The organism is Paenibacillus tarimensis (genome assembly GCF_021532315.1).
GTDB lineage: Bacteria > Bacillota > Bacilli > Paenibacillales > Paenibacillaceae > Paenibacillus_I > Paenibacillus_I tarimensis.
In genome coordinates, this window is record NZ_JAKGAO010000024.1 from 1 (window position 1) to 20,629 (window position 20,629).

Sequence of the window (20,629 nt, forward strand, 5' to 3'; positions counted from 1 at the left end):
TCCGGGACACCAGTCCCCATGCATCGTACTCGTAGCGTGCCGCTACCTTCCCGTCCTTGTCGGTCAGCGCCGTGACATCGCCATGCCCATTGTACACGTACCAGAAGGTCTGGCCCTTGTACGTTATGGACAGCGGCCGGCCGCTTTCGCTGAAGGTATAGGAGGCTGCCGTTTCCCCCGCACTATTCTTCTCATCCGTGATGACATACGTATCGCCCTTGTAGTGATACTTCGTCGTTTCCTGGATGCTGCCCGTGTGGTTGAACTGTGACTTGGTCATCCGGCGGCCGAACATGTCGTAGGTATACGACTCTCCGAAGCCGTCCGGGAACGTGACCTTCATCAGCTGGCCGCGCGCATTCCATTCATACTTGCTGCGCCCGTCTGTCAGCAGGTTGCCGTCTACGTCATACGTGTAAGCATAATCCTCCAGCCGGATCAGGTTCTCGCGCTTCTGGATTTCGTTCTTCTCGTTATACGTCCAGCGCGTACCGACGATGGTGTAGCCTGCCCCGACTTTGCGGATCCGCTCAAACAGCTTCGGATGCTCGCCTGCTGGCAGGTTTACTTCTCCGTTGACGACCTGGTCGATCGCGGCCAGCACATTCTCGAGCTGTCCCGTTTCCTTGCTGCCTGTTACGGACGAGCCATTGGCGGAACTGCCCGATCCCGATGCCGTACCCAGAACTTCGCCGAACTTCTTGTACAAACCATGCTTCTTGCCCTTGCCATTATTCAGGCCATTGCTGCCGGCATTGGTGGCGCACTCTCCGCTCTCCTTGTTGTGGCCGTTCGCATTACCTTTGCCATTGTTGCCCGGGCCGGAGCCATTATTGTCCTTGCTCTCATTCTTACCATTGCTGAAATTCGTGATTGCAGGGCTGCTGAGAACAGAGGACATCGAATTGCCTTTGCCTTTGCCATTACCATTACCGTTACCGTTACCGTTATTGCCATTACCATTACCGTTACCGTTATTGCCATTACCATTACCGTTACCGTTGCCATTGTTGCCATTACCATTACCGTTGCCGTTGCCATTACCATTGCCGTTTCCATTGCCGTTACTGCTTGGCGCAGTACAGCCGCTGGACGGACTGCCTCCTGCCTCTCCCGGCTCCTCAGGAGCTGTGTCCGGGGCGGTCGTCATCGGCATGCCGAGCACCAGCTCGACAAGCTGCTCAATGGTAATTTCCTGCTGCTTATCCAGCTTGGACCCCTGAATAACTGCCTTGCGGACCGTACGGTTGCCTGCCCCGTCGTACTCATAACGGATCAGATCGCCTTCGGGAGTCGTGACCTGCTGCAGCTGCTCGCGGTCATCATAAGCATAGCCCGTTGCATTCTTGTGTGTGCTGACTCCCGTTACGAAGTCCCGCTCGTTATGCTCATAAGCGCTTGAATCGAGCACCTCGCCGCCCGCTTTGGTCCGCGTCTGTCTGGTGCCGATCACATGGCTTGGTTTGAAGACCGTATCCGTTACCGTTCCATTCGGGTACTCGAGCGATTTTACATACCCGTCTGCATCGTAAGCATACGTATAGGTGTAACCCCTCGTATCCGTGTACGTTACCGGACGGCCTGCGGCATCCCGCGTTACTGCGGTTGACTTGCCGTTAATAAGCTCGGTCTCGATATCTCCGTTGGCATCATACGTATACTCGAGTGTATCGCCATTCGGATAAGTCGTCCGCTTCAATTGATTATTAGGATAATAGCTGAATGTGATCGTGCCTTCCGGCCCGGACTGCGTCAGCAGGTTGCCCGCTTTGTCATAGGTGTACCGGATGACGGTGCCGTCGCTGTACGTCTCGGAGATTCTGCGGTTCATGTAATCATACGCATACTCCGTCTTCAAGCCGCCCGGCTTCAATTCCATCGTCAGATTGCCGTTCGCGTCGTATCCGTACTTGAATACATCCTCTACCGTGCCGCTCGAACCCTGACGGGTAAATACCTCGCGGATCTTGTTGCCCGATTCATCGTATTCTATGGTCGTCAGCTGACCGTTCGGGTCCTTCTGGGAGGTCTTATTGCCGACCTTGTCATACGTATAGGTTGTAACAAGCGCCCCTGCGCCGCTAATATTCTCCTCCACGGAAATCAGGCGGTTACGGGTATCGTAATTGTACTTGACCGTTCCATACACCGGACGGCTCGCGGACCGGACATTGTTAACCCCGTCATACTGGTAAGTCGTCACGCCGTCTGCCGGACTCGTCTGCCGGATCAAACGGCCGTCCGCATCATACACATTTACCGTCGTGCCGCTGCCTTCTTTATCCGTCTCCGTCAGCAGGTTGCCTTCAAGGTCATACGTATACCGGATTGTGCCGCCTAATGCGTCGCTCTCGGTCAGCACCTGCCCACGGTAATTGTACGTCCACGACATGTCCCGTCCAAGCGGACGGCGTTCAGAGAGCATATAGCCCGCCGGGCTGTAGCTGTATGTGGTCCACTGGCCAGACGGGTCCGTCTTGCGGACCAGCTGCCCCTCGGTGTCATAAGCGTACCGGGTAATATGCCCGTTGCCATCCTTCTCCGAGATCATCTGCCCCTGCGGGTTGTAGACATAGGATACCGTAACCGACTCACCCTGCAGATCCGGGCCGCTGCGCGTCTCCGACACTGCCTGCCCCTCTCCGTCATATACGAAGCGGACCAGGTTGCCGTTCGGATCTCGGGCCAGCACCACATCCCCATTGGCATTGACCGTATAGTACGAGTGAATGGCTTCATTCGCCGCCGTCATGGCGGTGGCGCCCTTGCGGTATTGTATCAGCTCCGACATCGGTCCGCCCTGCTCGTAGACCATCTTCGCCGCATGGCCTGCCGCATCAATCACGATTACCGGATTGCCGCTGGTGTCATAGACCTGATACTCCTTGCTGCCATCCGGCAGCGTCCGCTGCACCTCGCGGTCCATCGAGTCATAACGATACGACGTCACGCGCAGCTCTGTCATCGCCCCGCCAGGCAGCGGGTTCTGTTCCGTCTCCTTGATCACCCGGCCGAATTCATCGTACTCGTATGTGATGACGAGCCCGGCAGCATCCTTGGACTGCAGCATAACGCCATCAGGTGTAAACTTGTAGGCATTCTCCGCCCACTTGCCGTCAGCGAGCTGGATTTTCTCATGAGTGGTATTGCCCCATGCATCCGGCGTGAACAGAATCTTCTGGGTCACGCCCGCCTGCACCTGCTCAACCTGCCCGATCAGCCTGCCATGCTTGTCATAGTCATAACTGATCCGCTGCCCCTCTTCGTTGACCCGTTCCTTCTCATTGCCAAAAGCGTCATAAGACGAGGTCACCGTCTCGCCCGCCGCATTGACCGTCTGAATCAGCCTGCCCTCGGGATCCGTCTTCTCCACAGTAGTAACGGTGGCTGGATGGCCGTTCTCGTTAAGCGTCTGCTCGGTTATGGTCGTCGAGTCGCCTTCATAGCGGTAAGTCGTGACATACCCGTTCCCGTCTGTGCTGCTCGCAATCCGGCCCAGCTTGTCATAGGAGAAGCTGCGTGTAACGACAACTTCATCACCGGCATTAACGCTGTCACCCGTTCCGGTCGGGAGAGCGGTACCCTTGTAGTGAGGAACAGGACCGCCGACTGTCTCCTTGACCCGGCTGCCGTTCTTGTCATAGGCATATCTCTCCCATGCACCGCCCGGCTTCGTCTCTTCCACCAGAGCGCCCAGTGAGTTGTAAAAGAAGGTGGTAACAAGCTGCTGCTCGGGCAGCTGTCCGGCTTGTACAGGCAGATCTGCCGGGACATTAGCTTTCACGGTTTCCGTGCGCTTCACTACCCGGTCCCGCAAATCATAGGCAAAAGCAGTCTTGCCGCCGTCAGGAGCCACCACAACGGTCTGTCGTCCGGCACTGTCATATTCAATCTGTGTTACGGAAGGATTCTGCTCCGGCGATTCGACCTGCTTGATCATGTCTCCGGCTTTATTGTAATACGTGCGGGTTACAAGCCCGCGGGCATCGGCCGATTCGGTAACGAGCCCGCGGCTGTCATAGACCGTCGTCTCCTTCAGGGTACCGCTTGTGCCTGCACCCAGCGGCTTGGTCTCCTGCGCCAGCACGCGCCCTTCGCCGTCCACCGTATAGACGGTCTTCGTCAGCTCGTCCTCTTCGCTGATCAGATGGCCCCCGTCATTATAAGCCATCGTGGTCGTACGCTTAACCGATGGATCAGCCTGGTCGAACTCTACACGCTTCGTGAGACGACCGAATATATCGTAGGCAAGAATCTCTTCCAGCCCGACAGCCGATACCTTGTGCGTGACCCGGCCAACGGCGTCATACTCGTTAACCGCCTCAGCTTCATCCCCGGTATCCGGATTGGTGATGATTCGAACGACATTGCCATTCTGGTCATTCTCATAACGGACAGGGGTGCCGTCCGTTACAAGATAGCTGTTGTCGTCATACGTGTACTCGAAGGTATGGCCTTCTCCGTCCGTACGCTTCTGCAGCAATCCGTTCTCCGTGAACTCTTCCTTCGTGACAATATCATATGGCGCATGAATGCCTGCCGGATCGCTGACCTTCTCGGTCTTTGTCCGGCTTACAATATGCCGGTTGTTCTTGATATAGCTGTAGCTTACTTCATAACCGCCCGGACCGGTCTCACCGGTCAAGTCTCCCTGCGCATCGTAGCTGTACGACAGAATTGCCCCGGATGGGCGGAGCTCCGCCTCGAGCCATCCCTGCTCGTTATAGCGGTAGGCCCGCTTGCGTCCGAGTGGGTCTGTCTCGGCTATCAGACGGTTGCGGTCATATTCATAGACCGTCTCCGCATCTGCTTCCTCATCACCGTCCGGCACCTTCTGCACGCGTGCGGCAGGACGGTTCGCTACATTCCAGCGCAGCGTATACGCACCGGAAGGACGCTCCACCTTCGCTTCCCGCTGTCCGTAAGCGATGCGGACGAATTCCTTCACATCATCCTGCTTGCGGGTCATGGATGCCTGCTCCATCCGGTTGGCATCGTCGTAAGACCATGCCGTTACAACCGACTCCTCCGTCACTCCGGTCTCTGCACGGTTGTTGCTGCCGTTATCGATGACGCGGTCAACCCGCTTCATGCTGTCGTAAGTGAAGCGAGTGATCTTGAGCGACGGATCGCGGAAGCCGACGAACTGGCCTTCAGCGTCGTACATGAAGAAGAACTTCCGCTTCTCCCCCGGTTCATTACCGATGCCGTCCAGCTCCGTAACGACGGTCGAATAGAGCTCTCCGTCCTGCTTGTACTGGAATTCCACCTTATGGCCAGCCGTGTCGGTTACCGATTTAATCCGGTAATCATGACCGCCGTGATAGTTCGGCCAGCTGATCCAGGAGAAGAATACCTGGTTATTATTGCGGTCTTGAATCAGCCAGAACCGCCCGTCATTCTTGAACCGGTAGCGGAGCTGGTCCGGCCACTCCATGATGAAGGCGTTCAAGTCCTGCGGGTTGGACGCATTCGGATCCAGCGTCAGCTTCGGATAATCCGTCTTCTGACCGTCCGCATAGCTGGTATATCCGCCGTTCTCTTCCTTGAACCAGTAGGTTGTTCCGTCAAAGCCCGTCCAGGTGATATCCCCGCCCGGCCACTTGTTCAATCTGGAATCCAGACTGAAGCTCCATCCGTACCCCAGCATGCCCTTATGGCGGTTCTGGTGGTTGTAGGTGAAATAGATATCGAGATCAATACCCGGCCCCTTCTGGGAGAAGCCCTGGAACACCTGATGGCCGTTGCCTGTATCCAGATTGATCGTCACTTCATTGCCGCCGATATCAGCCTTGGCCTGCGGCCGGTAGCTCTGATCGCCCCCGCCCGGAAGCAGCGGCTGCAGCGGAAGTGTCTCCGTCGATACATTGCCTGCCTTATCCGTCAGCTTAACGGTAAGCTCCTTGCCCTCTCCCGCGGTATAAGCGTAAGCAATCCGCAGCGGAGTGGAAGAGAAGGTCCGCTCAGCCGGCTGCGAACCGCCGCTGATCTCAAGCTTCTCCAGACCGCCTACCATATCCCGGGCTTCCACTGCTATTCTCCGCCCGTCAAGCGGATGAAGCGCCACAAGCTCGGGAGCTGTGCGGTCAATTAGAATGCGCTGATGCTGCCCCGGATACGCCGGGATGGTGCGAGTTACAGGCGCAGGCGCGGGTCCTGAGCCGGAGGCAGGCATGTTGTACGTGACCGTACCGCTCTCGGCACTTAACATCATGTAATAATAGCCTTCCGGCAGTTCCTTCCCCTGCGCGTCCTTGCCGTTCCACACGTATTGATTCGTTCCCGAGCGGTCCCGGTAGCCATCCAGCAGCGTGTAGACCGTACCCTTCTTGATATCCTTCAGCTTAACCGATACCGTATAGCCGGCCGGCGGGTTAACCGGAACTCCTGACTGCGCTGTTATCCATGCGGACAGATTATCCGTCCACTTGATCGTCATGCTCCCCTGTTCGTTATTGAATACGGGATCTATATCCTGCAGGCTGATATACGCCCCAGCCGAGCCGCCGCTCTCCTGGCCAGTGGCAGGCTGCTCCTCCAAGACCTGCAATCCGTTAAAGGTATAGTATTTGGGTGTCTGTGTTGCGTTCTGACTACTCTCCCACGCCTGCAACTCTTCCTGCACCTCGGCACTGCCTGACGCTTCTCCACTTGCCGTCAATGATACAGCAGCAAATCCCCCTACCACAGACGCCACACTCACAGCTGCACGTTCTGCAGCTGAGGCCGTCATCTGGCCGATACTAATCCATGTCGGCGCAGGCGCAAGGCCTGTAAACATTGATGCTGCCAGCAGGGTGGATATCCGGCGTTTCCATCTCTTGTTGAACATACTCTCTCCCTCTCCCTGCCGAAAAAAACAAAACCGCATGCCTGAACTAGGCATGCGGAGGAGCAGCGGCAGAACCATCATTCATGGTCCGGCCGCTTCATCTATGCAGTGTCTTCGTCTTCGGCAGTCTGGCAATCCATCAAGTTCAATGGACCCATGACTTTGCGTCCCTGCCTTACGACAGGTTTGCCCTTTTCGGTTTTTATGCGCCATTATGCCTAGCATAATTGGCTATTTGCACCAATTATACTAGTCATAGGCCCAGAAGAGTATAGTTCTATAGTCCCTTATTCACACAACAAAGATTAAAGTTTCCCGGTTGCATCCAGATCACCAATCCAGAGCCTGTTCGTTACCCCGGGCTTCGGCTGCTGCGTATAACCCCTTCGCCAGTTGGAACACTAACTTCAGAGGAGGGACTTTATGGATATCACCTGGCACATTGTATGGAAGAGTGCATTCATCGTTCTGTTCGGCATTCTGATGCTGCGGTTCTCAGGCCGCCGGTCAATCTCGCAGATGACGGCAGCCACAACGGTTATCATGATCTCAATCGGCAACCTGCTTGCCCAAGGCATTCTGGAGAAGGCCGTCTGGCGCTCCGCTGCCACAGTTGGACTCTTCCTCCTCTATTTAATGCTGCTTGAGTACCTGGAGTTTAGGGTTCCCTGGTTCGAACGGCTGGTGACAGGCAGAACGATGGTCGTGGTTCGCGATGGCATAGTGGATGACAAGGCACTTCGGAAGCTGCGGCTTACCCGTCACCAGCTGGAGATGCGGCTCCGCCAGCTTGGCGACCTGCAGATACCCGATCTGAAGAGAGCTACCATTGAAGTTAATGGGAGTATCGGATACGAGCTGATGAGGCATGCAAGGCCGGTAACCATCGGGGAGCTGGAACAGATGCTGCAGGCCCTTAAGGAATCCGGCAAGCAGCCTTGACCGCCGCGCTGCCTGTACGTCCCCCCTTTTATACTGGAAGTATATAGCCATTTATTCTGCACTAGGATGGACAAGTCTCCTGCGGGAACCTTCCACAGCATCACCGGGTATGCTTCTCCAGTGATGACCTGTGAATGCTGTTCTGAATTCAAACTGCCGCCGCGCAAGAAAAAGAGGGCCTCCGGGCCCTCCTTTGTGAACGCTGTCAATTGTTGAAGTTAAAGGTTACCGCAGGATTGCTCGCCGATACAGTGTATGCCCGGTTCGCTCCGCTCCCCCATACTACATTGTTATTAGCGTCCTTCTTAATCGCTTTAAACTCGATGCTCGTTCCCTTCGGCAGCGGGATGGTGATCGTCCAGGTTGGATAATTGGCGCTGCTGGCCGGACCAACTGCATTCGCCGGGTTCCAGCTGCCAAGCTGAGGGATGTTGCCAACGATGAAGACATTTTGTCCCACTACCGTAGTTGCATTCTGGATATTGAAGGTCACGTTTACCATCTCGTTCTCATTTCCATTGCCCGGCTGGTCTCCTGCGCCATACAGTACTGCGATTTGGCCTGCTCCCAGTGTTCCCGTGAGGCGGCCGTTCGCTACTGTGAACGTTCCGCCTCCGCTGGCTTTGTTCGTATATGTGCCGCTTGCGAGAGCCGTAGGCGAGTTAATCTGGGCTGTGCCCCCGAGGTTAACGATCGTCATGCCTTTCGTGCCGCGCTCGATGAGCATAATTTCATTGCCCTGCGTTCTTAGATACTCCGGCTGTCCAACCATAGCATTGCGGAATTTGTTCACCGCTGCAATGTCCGGATCCTTCCACCAGTCATTCCCGGGAGCACCGAGCGGGCTTCCGAATTTTCCGCTGCCAGCCGGACGGTTGAAGTACAGCGATGTCGTCTCTGATCTGCCGGCAATTAATGCCCAGCCCATCTCGATCTGCCACTGATTCATGTTCGTTGACTCTGCCGAATCGTTCGCGTATGTGTCATGCGACTCCACCCAAGTCACCAGCTTGGAGGGGCTCACACTGACGCCGTAGTGCTGTGCATAATTCACGTTCTTGCTGCTGTTGAAGCCGACCGCATTGCGAACTTGATGGCCGTAATTTGAAGGCGTTACGTTCATATAGTTGGCATAACCCGCGAAATTGTCTGCGCCGCCCTGTAGTACCTCGCCGTAGATATAGAGGTTCTCCTTGTTCTGAAGCGAACCCAGCACCCGTGTCCAGAAATTCGAACCGCCCGTCTCGTTTGGAAGCTCAATGTGCTTGGCTGCATCGAAGCGGAAGCCGTCCGCCCCGAGCGACACCGCATCGTTCAAGAAGGCAATGATCATGTCCTGGAGCTGCTGATTAGACGTATTCAAATCCGGAAGCCCGATGCCCCACTGTGTTACCTGCCAGCGGTTGCTCCAATCCTCAACACCTCTGGCTTCATGCCAAAAAGACGGATTATTCTTAATTGCCGGGTCGACATTGGCTGCTGGCTGATACTGAAGACTCCCTCCCCCTGCATTCCCGGTATGGTTCGCGACCACATCCACAATGATGTTAATCCCGTACTTCTCCGCCTCCTCGCAGAGTCTGCGAAAGGCTTCACGGTCCCCCAGCTGTGCGTTCCCAATCTTGAAATTAACGGGCTGATACAGCACCCACCACCTGCTGCCTTCCATAAGCGGCTCCTTGCTTCCCTGAATCGGAGACGTCTGAACCGATTTAAAGCCTGCGGCCGCAAGTGCCGGAAGATTGTTCCGGATGCTATCAAACGACCAGTTCCACGCATGAAAAATCACCCCATCCTTCGTCGCAGCCGGCAATCCATACGAATTCGCAGCACTGGCTTGCGGTACGACAGCGGCACCCACAGCCTGCAGCAGCAGCGCAGCAAGCAGCACATACTTCCACAACGGTCTTGCCATGTTTCTCATTATTACATCTCCTTTAGGATTATATTTTTACAGCATATCGCTGTAAATAACGAAACTCCGATAAACACCCGCTTCCCTTGAATGCGCTTGCATAACGTGCAGTAATGAAGAACCTCGGGATACATCTATGGGGCTGTATAATTCGTTGGCGGGGCAGCGCTGCGGCCGTATTTTTTGCATCATGGCTTAGAAGAGTGAGAATTCCATTCGCTGAGGAAGAGTTTATGTATGTACCGGATGTGCTGTGCAACATCAGTGCAAACGCTTGCATTTATAGGTACAATTATGGCATTTCTGTGAACATTCTGTCAACGGCTTTTGTTTAAGAAGCTCTGTGACGGCAGTCAGGCTCTTTGCGCTTATCATCCATACCCCGTGACACAGCACCTTCTGGCCTGCCTCTCATGTGGCGTGACACAACCGTTAGTCCCAAAAAAAGAAGGGGCTTTTGCTTGATAAAAGCAATAGCCCCAGCCCGTTAACAGTTGTCCTCCAGCCTTAGACTCACCCCTGACAAAATACTTCTGAGCCGGCAGGATATCTGGCGCTTAATCCCCGCCGCCTCCGCCTCCGTCACCTCCACCGCCGCTGCCGCTGTCTCCGCTGTAGCCGCCGTCTCCATAAGAGCCGCTTCCGCTATCTCCGTAGCCGCCCCCGCTATCTCCGTACCCGCCTCCGCTTTTTTCAGCGGATAATTTGCGATTTATGTATTTCCAGGATTGTATAAAGGCATAATCTATTGCAGCATGTGCGGCAGGATCAAACAATGGGGAAACGGGATGGAAGACGGAAACCTCCTGATTCTTCCTAATATGCGCTAAGAAGCGAGGCCCCACGCCAAGCAGCAGCGCATTCTCCAGCATTTGTTCGCAGCGAACCGGGGCGCACTCTCCGATACCCTTGCCTCTTGCCAGCTTCCGGCGATAACGCTTGATGGCGCTCCGGTATGCTTCAGAGGCTTGATCCGCGACTTTACCGGGGAGAAGCCATACAAGTAGGAGCGAAAGCAGCACAAAGTCGAAGTATCCCGAGACAACCGGTTCGTGTACAATCTGGACGACCACAAAAAAACAAGCCACCAAATATGCGGTTATGAAGCCTTTGCCACGTGGGCGAACCGAGAGCCAGACCGCACTGCCTCCAAGAACGAGGGCGAGTATAATGATCCATCCCCAAGGCTGTACATCCGCCAAATGCAAGTAAACCAGCACGGCCAGATGGGTAAAAGCCAAGGCAGAAATAATGAACCTTCCCGGCGCATAGTCCCGAGCCTTTCCAGCTTGTCCATTCTGTGCTTCCATTAGCTCCATCCACCCGGTGAATGCCCTTTTAAACCGCCGTATTCGCTGTATGTATTTATTCATCGGGTCCTTCTGTCTCCGCTCAGTTGCCGTCGGTCCGGAAATGCTCTCCACATTAAATACGCCTGCCCCGCGGAACAGCCAGCCGACCAGGTTCCGCTCCGCTTTTCCAAGACTAGAGCGGTGGCCCTTGAATTTAAACTGCGGCAGCTGCTTCGGCGCTTTACGGTCCTCCTGAAACCGTGGTCCTGCCTGAATCATGGTGACATCGACCATTCCTCTGCGGCGCAGTGCAAACACGCCGGCGAGCACATCCGGCATTCTGAGCCTTCCCTTCCTGTAAAGATACACAAGTCCGATCGGGTCCATCTGTTCGAGCTGCTCCAACGGGACTTGCCTTCCTCTCCACCAAGCTATAAGCCTGCGCAGCGGGATCGCATAGAGTATAGCACCCGCAGCTGTGATACAGGTGAGCCAGAGTATCGCCTGGCGTCCGGCATCCAGCAAGCGGTCCCGCTTTGCGAATTGCTGCTGCAGCGCCGTCTCCTCCAGCATCCGCTCCTCCAGTGGTGTAGAAGCTGTCACTTCCATCTCCGGTACCGCTTCCGGAGGGAAGAACACCTTCAGCCTGACGGTGTCCTCTTCCGGCAGCAGCTTGTTTTCATACCGGATCTGATGGTCTGCCGCCTCCACTAAGGAACCCCCGGAACGGTCATAGGCATAGCCGATAAGAGGCTCATTCACACGCTCCCGGGCAAGCACGGTAACGGATACGTTATGATGATCCGCCTCGTTATACTCCAGAACGGTCCAATCCAGCTCTGCCCCGTCCGGGTATTTCACAGCTTCACGATCTAGCCGGTAGCGGTAATATACCTGCACGGTTTCATCCTTTGCCTGTAAATCGACGTAATAGGAGCCTCTCTTAGTACTAAGGGAAACCGGGTAACGCACCAGTTCCTCATAGCCAAAGTTGCCGAGCTCCCTGTCAGTTGGGGGAGCATAAGCTTCGAAGAACTCAATATTCGAATCCCCGTAGTTATCCATATAGCGGCTAAACCTGTCGTACTCTCCCCGGACCGTATAGGTGTACAGCTCCTCCACATACAAGTCGCCGTCCGGCATGAGCACGGCCACAATGTCTGCTTTATCAATTGTCAATTCATTAGAGGCGCTGCACCCTCCCAGGAGCATCACCAGCAGTGATTCCGCTGCTGCAAGCATCACAGCTGTCAATCTCTTTCTCATCGACGTCCCCCCCATTGGCTAGGAAAATTATAACAACACATGAAGGAGAGCGCAAAAAAAAAAACCTTGCAGGCCACCTGCAAGGGGATTGAAATTACAGATTATAATAAGCCCAAGCCATTAATGACAAGCTCCTCTTACACTCATACGGACGCAAGGTCCGTATCAATGCGCGAAGAATGCAAGCTGGACGGCGAACAGAACGGCGAACAGATAGAAGATCGGATGGACATCGCGCCACTTGCCGCGGACCGCCTTCAATACCGGATAAGCGATGAAGCCGACACCGATCCCTGTTGCAATGCTGTAAGTCAGCGGCATTAATACGATGATCAGGAACGCGGGAAAAACAACCTCAAAATCGCTCCAGTCTATCTTCTGCAGCGTGCTGATCATCAGGAAGCCGACGATAATGAGTGCCGGCGCCGTAATTGCCGGGATAGCGGCCAATACGGAAATGACCGGCGTGAAGAACAGAGTCAGCGCGAGCAATACGCTCACGATTACTGCCGTCAGTCCTGTCCGGCCGCCTACCGCAACGCCCGCGCTGGATTCGATATAAGCGGATGTCGGGCTTGTGCCCAGCATGGCGCCAGTCGTCGTCCCCACCGCATCCGCCAGCAATGCGCCCCTTGAGCGCGGGAACTTGTTATTCTTCAGCAGTCCGGCCTGCTCGGCCACGCCCAGCATCGTGCCTGTCGTATCAAACAGCGTAATCAGCAGGAAGGTAAAAATAACCCCGTACAGGCCGTTCGAGATTACACCGCCGATATCCATCTGCATAGCCGTCGCGGACAAGCCGGTCGGCAGGCCCACCCAGCTGGACGGCAGCTCCATAAGGCCCATGAACCAGGCAATAATGCCTGTAATCAGCATCCCCACAAACAGGTATCCCTTGACCCTGTAAGACATCAACACTACCGTGATCGCAAGTCCGATGATCGTAAGCAGCGTCATCGGTTCCGTCAGATTGCCGATCGTGAGCAGCGTAGCGGGTGAATCCGCAACGATACCGGAATTTTGCAAGCCGATGAAGGTAATGAACAAGCCTATGCCTGCCGTGATGGCATGCTTCAAGCTTGGCGGTATTGCATCCAGCAGCATGAATCGGAAGGATGTAAGCGACAGCAGGACGAAGATAATGCCGGCCACGAAGACGGCGCCCAATGCCGCCTGCCAGCTGACTTCTCCTCCCCCTACTACCGTGAAGGCGAAATACGCATTCAGCCCCATCCCTGGCGCAATAACAATCGGGTAGTTGGCCCAGAGTCCCATAATAAGCGTGCCCACAATACTGGCAAGCACCGTAGCGGTAAAGACGCCGTTAAAATCAAGGCCCGCCTGGCTCAATATACCAGGATTCACAATGACGATATACACCATGGTAAAAAAGGTCGTTATCCCAGCCAGCACCTCGGTTCCCACCGATGTGCCGCGTTCCTTAAGCGCAAACCATCTGTCCATTTGTTCCCTGCCTCCATATTCTGAAATAAAAAAATCCCAACTACTGTATAGGATGCGTTAAAATACACGGATCCCATACTCGTAGTTAGGAATTATTGGCTCCTGGTAGAAACCCTCAAACCATATTATTGAGGATATACGAGTTTTTTCATGCCTTTGATAGAATACTGGATTAGTGGCAGGCTGTCAATGATTTTTCCGAACTTCCGAGCCATTTTCCCGAACTTTTGTAGATATATTAGACCGAATGTTCGCCTTTATTTAAGGAAAATAAAAAAACACATACTGCCCAGGACGTCAGATAACCTGCTCCTGTCCTGGCCAATATGTGAGTTGAGAATTCGGCAGCTAGCGAGCCCTGCCTAATTATTCTTGTCCTGCTTGTACTCTTCCTGGTCGTCATATTTGTTCAGATGGGAGGTCATCGCTTCCACAGCTTCGTCCGAGTCTGTGTTGGTGGGGACCTTCTTCACGGTATCATCCGTCTTGTCCAGAAAGTTCTGCTGGTCAGCCTTGATTTCCTCAATACGGTTGCTCATATCGGTATTCCCTCCCTCCGTCTGAACTCCCGTTACTATTTCCCAACCATCCGCAGGCTATGCTTCGGCCGTTCTCCGCTAAGGATTAATCGACAACTGCATATCATACTCGTGCATATAAACCACTCGCGGCATTGTTATCCACCACTTGGAGCTGCGGGAATCGCGGGCTCTGCGGGAGCTCCGCTCCGTGGTCGTCCCATGCCGGCACCACCGCCGCGGCCTCCGCCGAAGCCGCCGCCTCCCGGCCCCGCTGCCCGGGCTTCCGTCTCCCCCGTCTCCGACATATAGGTGACCGGCTTCGATATCGAGAAGCTGACGACCTCAGTGCCCGGTTCGTAGGAACCGTCTGCATATAAACCACTCGCGGCATTCCCCGATGCCGAGCCTCCGGTATAGATCATATACGTTTCATCCTTGCTCAGCTCTGGTGATGATATCATGATGGACTGATAGTCCTTTGACGGCGCGAAGGTCATGACCGTATCGCCGCCTGCATTTTGCACATGGGTGATCGTACCTGCCGGCTGTACCTGCGTGAATGTCATCAGCACGGAATACTGGCTGGATGCTTCGGAAGGAGCCTGTGTCATGCCCGAGCTGCCAGCTGCGATAAGCGTCCCCCCGCTGACCTCGAATACGCCGTCATAATCAAGAGCTCCATTCCCGCTATTAGTTGGACCATTAACGATAACCGTCCCGCCTGACATATACATAGAGCCATTCGCATCAAGCCCGTCTCCGCCTGCATCTACAGTAAGGCTTCCTCCGCTTAAGTAAAGCGCCGCGTCTCCGGTAGAACTAAAGCTGTTCTGTCCTGTACGGCCGTTCTGGGAGGAACCGTCTTTGCCGCCTGCCACATTAACACCGTCATCGCTTGCCGTGACATGCACCTCTCCACCTGTCATGCTCACCAGCTTGCCTTCTATCCCCTCGTAGCTCTTCGTAATGATTGTCCTGCCGCCGGCAATGATAACCTGCGAATCCGCGTGAATGCCATCATCGCCCGAAGTGATCGTGAGCGTGCCGTCAGTTATATGGGCCGTGCCATTGCTATGAACCGCATCATCGGCGGAATCCATTATGAAGCTGCCTCCGCTGATCGTAATATCCGAGGCAGCCTTAATCGCCTTCGCACTCGTGGAATCCGTGGTACTGGTCTGCGCCTGTGTGCTTTGCTGTACTTGTGTGCTCTGCTGCGCCGGCTGATCCTGCGGTTTCATTATTCCCGCTTGGCCCCGGTCGCCGCCCCACTGTCCCGCGTCTGCCTGCTTGCTGCTGTTCACACTGCCGCCGCCGGTAATCAAGGTATACTCCCCGCCGGTTACCAGCACCGATGTCTCGGCCTGAATGCCGTCTGCGCCTGCTATTACCCGGTAGGTGCCGCCCTCCAGCAGCACGAAGCCTTTGTCCGCATCCTTATCGTTGGTGGACTTCATCCCGTCACCGCCAGCATTAATTTCAATATCCGCTTCCGTTACCGCGAGAACGTCCCGCCCGACGATTCCATCATCGACCGCATGAATAACAAGCGTTCCGCCGGTGATTTTCAAGTCGTCCTTGCCCACGATGCCATTGTTATAGCGGCCTTCTACGATCAGCGCGCCGCTGCCGTTAATCGTCAGGTCATCCTTGCTGAAAACAGCTGCGTTCGGCTCGCCCTCCTCTGCATCGTCTAGCACATAATTTTCCCCGTCGGTTAACCTATTGCTTGTGCCCGGGGGGAGGGAAATAACCGTCTTATCCGCCTGCTTCACATAGATCGGCGCACTTGTTGAGCTGTTAATCTCCGCACCGTTCAGCACAATTCTAACCAGTCCGTCCGACTCCAGATCAACAACGATCTGTCCGTCATTCAACTGCCCGCTGACAACATAAGTACCCGGCAGCGCAATCGTTATCCTTCCTCCCATCATTACTGCTCCTTCCCCCTGAAGCGCTGCCGTATCACCCTGCAATTGAATGTAGCTCGGGCCGCTTCCCTCCCAATCGCTGTACTGATCCTCTTCTTCATAGGAGACCATATCCTCTGTAACGAGGAACGTACCGGATATTTCAGCTGCCGTCTCGGCCCCTTCCCTACCTGTCGCGGCTGTCTGTGCTGCCTCCGCAGTCGCTGTGTCAGCTGCCTCTTCAGTCACCGTGCTCTGCACGCCGCTGTTATCACTGCAGGCTGCCAGCAGTATAACCGCCAGCAGCGCTGTGCCAAGCCTCATCTTAATACCTTTGCTGTTCATTGCTGCTTCCCCCTTATAAATACGCTCCGCCGCGAATGCCAGGCCGCTTGAAACGTTTACTTTAAAACTAGCTCCACTTTATCAACCAAAACTGAAGCTGCCCTGAAGCATATCTGAAAGAACACTGAATGTTCATTGCGAAGACCTAGAATGCGGGGACCGAGGATTGCCAAGTAGGACAGGCAAACAACACCGAGCAAGCAGACCCAAGGAGTTATATACTGCTGCCGGAGGTGTTAAACGCATGTTAACGAATAACGGCGCTTCTTCCAGCAATACCGTCTGGATCGAGGCAGCCGCAGGTGAAGTATGGCGGTACGTCGCTACCGTGTCCGGCTGGAAACAGTTTCTGGCCGATATCTCCTCTCTGTCGTCACCGCGGGACGAGATCAAGGTGGGCGATACGGTCGTTCTGGTCATTGGCGAGCTGACTAACAAGGCTTCCTGCGTGGAGAAAGTGGAGCAGGAGCTGATTGTTTTTGATGAACAGTATGAGGTTGTGATGCCCGATGGCAGCCTGTGGCCTTACACCCTGCAAACATCCTTTCACTTCCAGGAGCTGGACGGCATGACGAAGCTGACTGCTGCAGTGGATGGTTATGGGCCGGATGAAGCGATGCAGTGGATCAGGGAATGCGGGGAGATGGGGTGGAGGCAGTCCTTGTTCCATCTCAAGACAGTTATAGAGCTGGGGATGGACCTTCGCAACGAAATTTTCAATTATCCCCGTCTCGGAGTCATGAATTATACCGCAGCCGCCGAACAACTGCGCAAGCAGGGTCTCGATTCCCGGCAGCCGGGCGGTAACCATATCGCGACCGTCTACTCCGGCGGACCCGCCTGGAAAGCCGGACTGCGGGACGGTGCGCTCATTGTAGAGCTGGGGGGACGGGCAGTTCCGACCTACCGGGACTTTGTTGTGGCTCTGGGACAACTGTACGGCAAACCGTCTGTTTCCGTTGAGGTGGTGTATTACAGGGACGGCCAGCGGTGCATAACGTACATCGAACCGACCTATGATGACCAGTTTACCGGTATGGTTGACCCTGAAGCCGAGCCGCTGAGTGAGGTGGCAGAGCGCCGGAAGAGACAGTCGGGGGTGTAAGGCAATTTCCCGGCTGTATCCTGCGAACAGTAAACAGACAAGATCTCATGGATCTTGTCTGTTCTTGTATATATGAATAGGGGCTGAGATGCGACTAATACCCTCTCGAAACTATAGGCACTTTATTCCCTCAGATGCCCTGCAAGCTTGTCCAGACAGTCAAATTCCAGCTCAGTCAATTGATTGATCATTCCCTTGAGGGTCGCCTTCTTGGTACTGTCCCTGACCGATATCTGCTTGAGGACAAAGTTTCTGATCACCGCTGCCTTCTCCTCTACCTTTTGGAACTGTACCCCGTATTGCCCGTCCAGCAAGCCGGCTTGATCCAGGAAGCCAATACGTTTGGACATCACCTGCTTATGCTCATATATAATATGAACCGCTCTCAACAACAGTAAATCAAACTCTGCCAGCTCACATAATGCGTCATATATAGACATGCCAAACTTAGGGTTAAGGCTTCCATGCAGCTCGGGTCTCTCCACAGGTATCCCCTGAATGGCACGGTATCTTGAAGCCGTGTTGGTCGAGCTCAGGTAATCGCCTAATGTCTGCCGGAAGTAGGGCAGATCAAATGAAAAGGATTTTAAGCCGTTGATCCCTATGAACTGCACACCATATACACTGTCCCAAGAATCATTCGTGTGATCAATCTCCAGGGATAATCCTCGGTGTATATCATGAAAGGATGCTTCTGATTCCGAATACGAGGGATAGGGAAGGGGAAAGAAGTCCGCAACGAGAAACACCTTTTTATCCGCATCATATCCATAGATAAACAAGTCATGCGGTGTACTTTCTTTCGTATCATAAGCAGGTATGTACTGTTTATCTACCAGCACAGATATGTAGCTGCCTGAGTCAATCGCTTTCATAAACAGATCACACACATCAATATTGGATAAGCGCAGCATCTGCTTTCTGATGCTGTGTATGTTGAGCAGGGGATGATATCCCCGCATGAGCGGCTGATAGAACTCTACAAAATAACGGTCACTCGGGATGAAATCCGGTCCTTCATATATATCCAATCTTAACTGCGTGTAATTTGTATATAGCCAATCCTTATATGAAGGATGCCCGGGAAGAATGGAGGTCATGTTGGCATGGATAGGGTAACCCGTTAACTCAGGTCTTTGTATAGGTAGAACTTTCTGCATATTTACTGAATCCCCCAAAGTTATTCTCTCGATTAATTCGCATACCAGTTCAGCTTAAAGCCCCAGCGCCCGATATCATAAGCAAATGCCAGGCCCCAGTAATAGATGAAATACGCTCCGCCGATCATTAGCGCCACGCTGCTGATCAGGCGAAGCTTCTCCGGATTGGCCGCTGTCCACGAAGAAAGCTTCCTGCCAAAGCCTCCGATCAGAATGGCGAATACGAGGATCAGGCCGACCGATTGTCCGATCCCCTGAACCACCATGGCCGCCATGACATAGAAAATGCTCCCCGATTCAGCCGCGTAGGCTAGAAAATCCCGAAAAACCGGATACGGTCTGCCAATCGCAAAGAAACCCGACATCAAGCCCATTAATCCGGCCTGGGTCATCGGTGAAGCAAAAAAACGTCTGATAGAAGCCGGCAAGCAGGATATAACACGATTCAAGAAGCCAAAGGTAATCAGGCTCCATAACACCATCATAGACCCCAGTATAGTAAAAGTAGTTTGGGCCTGGAATATCCGGACTGCCCGCTCATTGTACTGGCTAAGCTCCCCTGCCCCTAAAGCTCCGATGTACATGCCATACACCGCGCATACCACCATAACGCCTGCCAGAAATACGAGCAGCGCTCGCACGGCTGTGAAACGGCTCGCAGCCTTGGAGCAGGTCAAGCCGGGCAGCATGCTGAAGACAACACAATTACATGCCGTAAAAGTTGCCGCAAGCCCTGCAACCGCCGCAAACAAAAAGCCGAACCCTGCCCCCTTGTCCTCATAGCGCGCTGCAGCCGAGTCCCCGCCGATGATCGGCGCGGCTACGACATTTTTGCCAAAATCATCAACCACGTGGTAATTCCAGAAGCCGGCGGCCACGATTCCAATGATAACCGCTGCTGCTGCCCAGCTGATGCGCCTTCGTAAAGAATACGGTTGTTCTGCCACGTGCATCATCACTCCGTCTCCTGCATAGTCGTGTTCGCCGTCAGCCTGAATCTCCGGTAATGCTGCCGGTTTCCTGTCCGGGAACGGACGGTTCGCCACTCCACGAGGACGCCGCCCGCCTTCCCCCGCTCATACTGTCCAAGCATCTGCTTGAGGCGGTTCTCTGCCTCTGTCTTCCGGCGGAAAGCCGCTTTCTCCTCCGCTTCAGCCTCTCTATACTTCGCAATCCAATCCTCTGCCTCGCGCGGCAGAAGCTTGCAGCTGTCCATGCAGGAATCATCAGCCGGGAACTGCTTGCGCAGCAGCCTGACAGCCCCTTCGCTGCCGTCAAGCTCCGGTGGATGCCCGGCTTTGACATGGCCTTCCCAAAACTGCAGGCCCTGACGAATGATCCGCTGAATCGCAGCCTCATCCCGCTCAACACGTACGATCTTCAGCTTATTGCCGCCAACAAGAGCCGCCACCCACCAGTGATCGGCCCCCATGACAGCCATATAATGCTGGCATTGAAGCAGCGTTACAAGAGGAACCTTGCCCCCGTCCCATTCAGGATTGCTGTACTCACCTGTAGATTTACAGAGAAGACCCGCACCGTCACCAACAACCCAGCGGTCAACCGATGCAATTAAATGCCTGTGCTGCGAATGGGCATAAATCATATTGCGGCGAAGCGTCCGAAGTCCCGTCTGTTCGGAAAACTGCCGGGCAATAACCCCTTTCATTGAAAGGCCCAGCTTCATCTTCTCAGTTGGTTCTTCCCGCTGAGATTCGCCGATCTTCTCAAGATACACTTCCAGAGCGGTCTTCCACGGGTTCATTCCTAATACTGCAGCTATATCGCTGCCTCCAATTCCTGTCCTTCTCCATGCGGCCCGCTCTTCAGCAGACATTAATCTGGTGTGGGTCACAATGCTTGCACCCATCGTATCC

Annotated in this window: 11 protein-coding genes and 2 riboswitches; of the genes, 2 read left to right on the forward strand and 9 right to left on the reverse strand. The window is 54.4% G+C overall.

The window, feature by feature from the left end; translation table 11 throughout:
- Positions 1-6,832: DUF6531 domain-containing protein (locus tag L1N82_RS18385; protein ID WP_235288928.1), on the reverse strand; the 6,832-nt coding region annotated here is incomplete at its 3' end.
- A gap of 119 nt (positions 6,833-6,951) precedes the next feature.
- Positions 6,952-7,033, reverse strand: a riboswitch (cyclic di-GMP riboswitch).
- Positions 7,034-7,255: 222 nt separating this feature from the next.
- On the opposite strand from L1N82_RS18385, the gene L1N82_RS18390 reads away from it, so the two are divergent.
- The gene (locus L1N82_RS18390; protein WP_235288929.1) at positions 7,256-7,774 is read left to right on the forward strand and encodes a DUF421 domain-containing protein; all 519 of its coding nucleotides are present in this window, start codon (positions 7,256-7,258) and stop codon (positions 7,772-7,774) included.
- A 205-nt stretch (positions 7,775-7,979) separates the two neighbouring features.
- On the opposite strand, the gene L1N82_RS18395 is transcribed toward L1N82_RS18390, so the two are convergent.
- The 5 genes from L1N82_RS18395 to L1N82_RS18415 form a co-directional block, all read right to left on the reverse strand.
- Positions 7,980-9,698: a carbohydrate-binding module family 20 domain-containing protein gene (locus L1N82_RS18395; protein WP_235288930.1), complete on the reverse strand. Its 1,719-nt coding sequence runs from the start codon at positions 9,696-9,698 to the stop codon at positions 7,980-7,982.
- 548 nt (positions 9,699-10,246) lie between these two features.
- Positions 10,247-12,247, reverse strand: a complete 2,001-nt coding sequence (locus L1N82_RS23320) for a DUF2207 domain-containing protein (RefSeq protein WP_268822053.1) — start codon at positions 12,245-12,247, stop codon at positions 10,247-10,249.
- Positions 12,248-12,412: 165 nt separating this feature from the next.
- Positions 12,413-13,711, reverse strand: a complete 1,299-nt coding sequence (locus L1N82_RS18405) for an NCS2 family permease (protein WP_235288931.1) — start codon at positions 13,709-13,711, stop codon at positions 12,413-12,415.
- Positions 13,712-13,773: 62 nt separating this feature from the next.
- A riboswitch (purine riboswitch) is annotated at positions 13,774-13,873 on the reverse strand.
- A gap of 200 nt (positions 13,874-14,073) precedes the next feature.
- Positions 14,074-14,250: a hypothetical protein gene (locus L1N82_RS18410; RefSeq protein WP_235288932.1), complete on the reverse strand. Its 177-nt coding sequence runs from the start codon at positions 14,248-14,250 to the stop codon at positions 14,074-14,076.
- A 137-nt stretch (positions 14,251-14,387) separates the two neighbouring features.
- Complete coding sequence (locus tag L1N82_RS18415; RefSeq protein WP_235288933.1) at positions 14,388-16,487, reverse strand: carbohydrate-binding domain-containing protein; 2,100 nt, start codon at positions 16,485-16,487, stop codon at positions 14,388-14,390.
- 244 nt (positions 16,488-16,731) lie between these two features.
- On the opposite strand from L1N82_RS18415, the gene L1N82_RS18420 reads away from it, so the two are divergent.
- Complete coding sequence (locus L1N82_RS18420) at positions 16,732-17,592, forward strand: PDZ domain-containing protein (protein ID WP_235288934.1); 861 nt, start codon at positions 16,732-16,734, stop codon at positions 17,590-17,592.
- A gap of 122 nt (positions 17,593-17,714) precedes the next feature.
- On the opposite strand, the gene L1N82_RS18425 is transcribed toward L1N82_RS18420, so the two are convergent.
- The 3 genes from L1N82_RS18425 to L1N82_RS18435 form a co-directional block, all read right to left on the reverse strand.
- Complete coding sequence (locus L1N82_RS18425) at positions 17,715-18,623, reverse strand: hypothetical protein (protein WP_235288935.1); 909 nt, start codon at positions 18,621-18,623, stop codon at positions 17,715-17,717.
- A 161-nt stretch (positions 18,624-18,784) separates the two neighbouring features.
- Positions 18,785-19,708, reverse strand: coding sequence for a hypothetical protein (locus L1N82_RS18430; protein WP_235288936.1), 924 nt, complete (start codon positions 19,706-19,708; stop codon positions 18,785-18,787).
- Entirely contained in the window at positions 19,708-20,622 is a 915-nt protein-coding gene (locus L1N82_RS18435) for a YqaJ viral recombinase family nuclease (RefSeq protein WP_235288937.1), read from the reverse strand. The genes L1N82_RS18430 and L1N82_RS18435 overlap by 1 nt, the downstream gene beginning before the upstream one ends.
- Between the last annotated feature and the right edge of the window lie 7 nt (positions 20,623-20,629).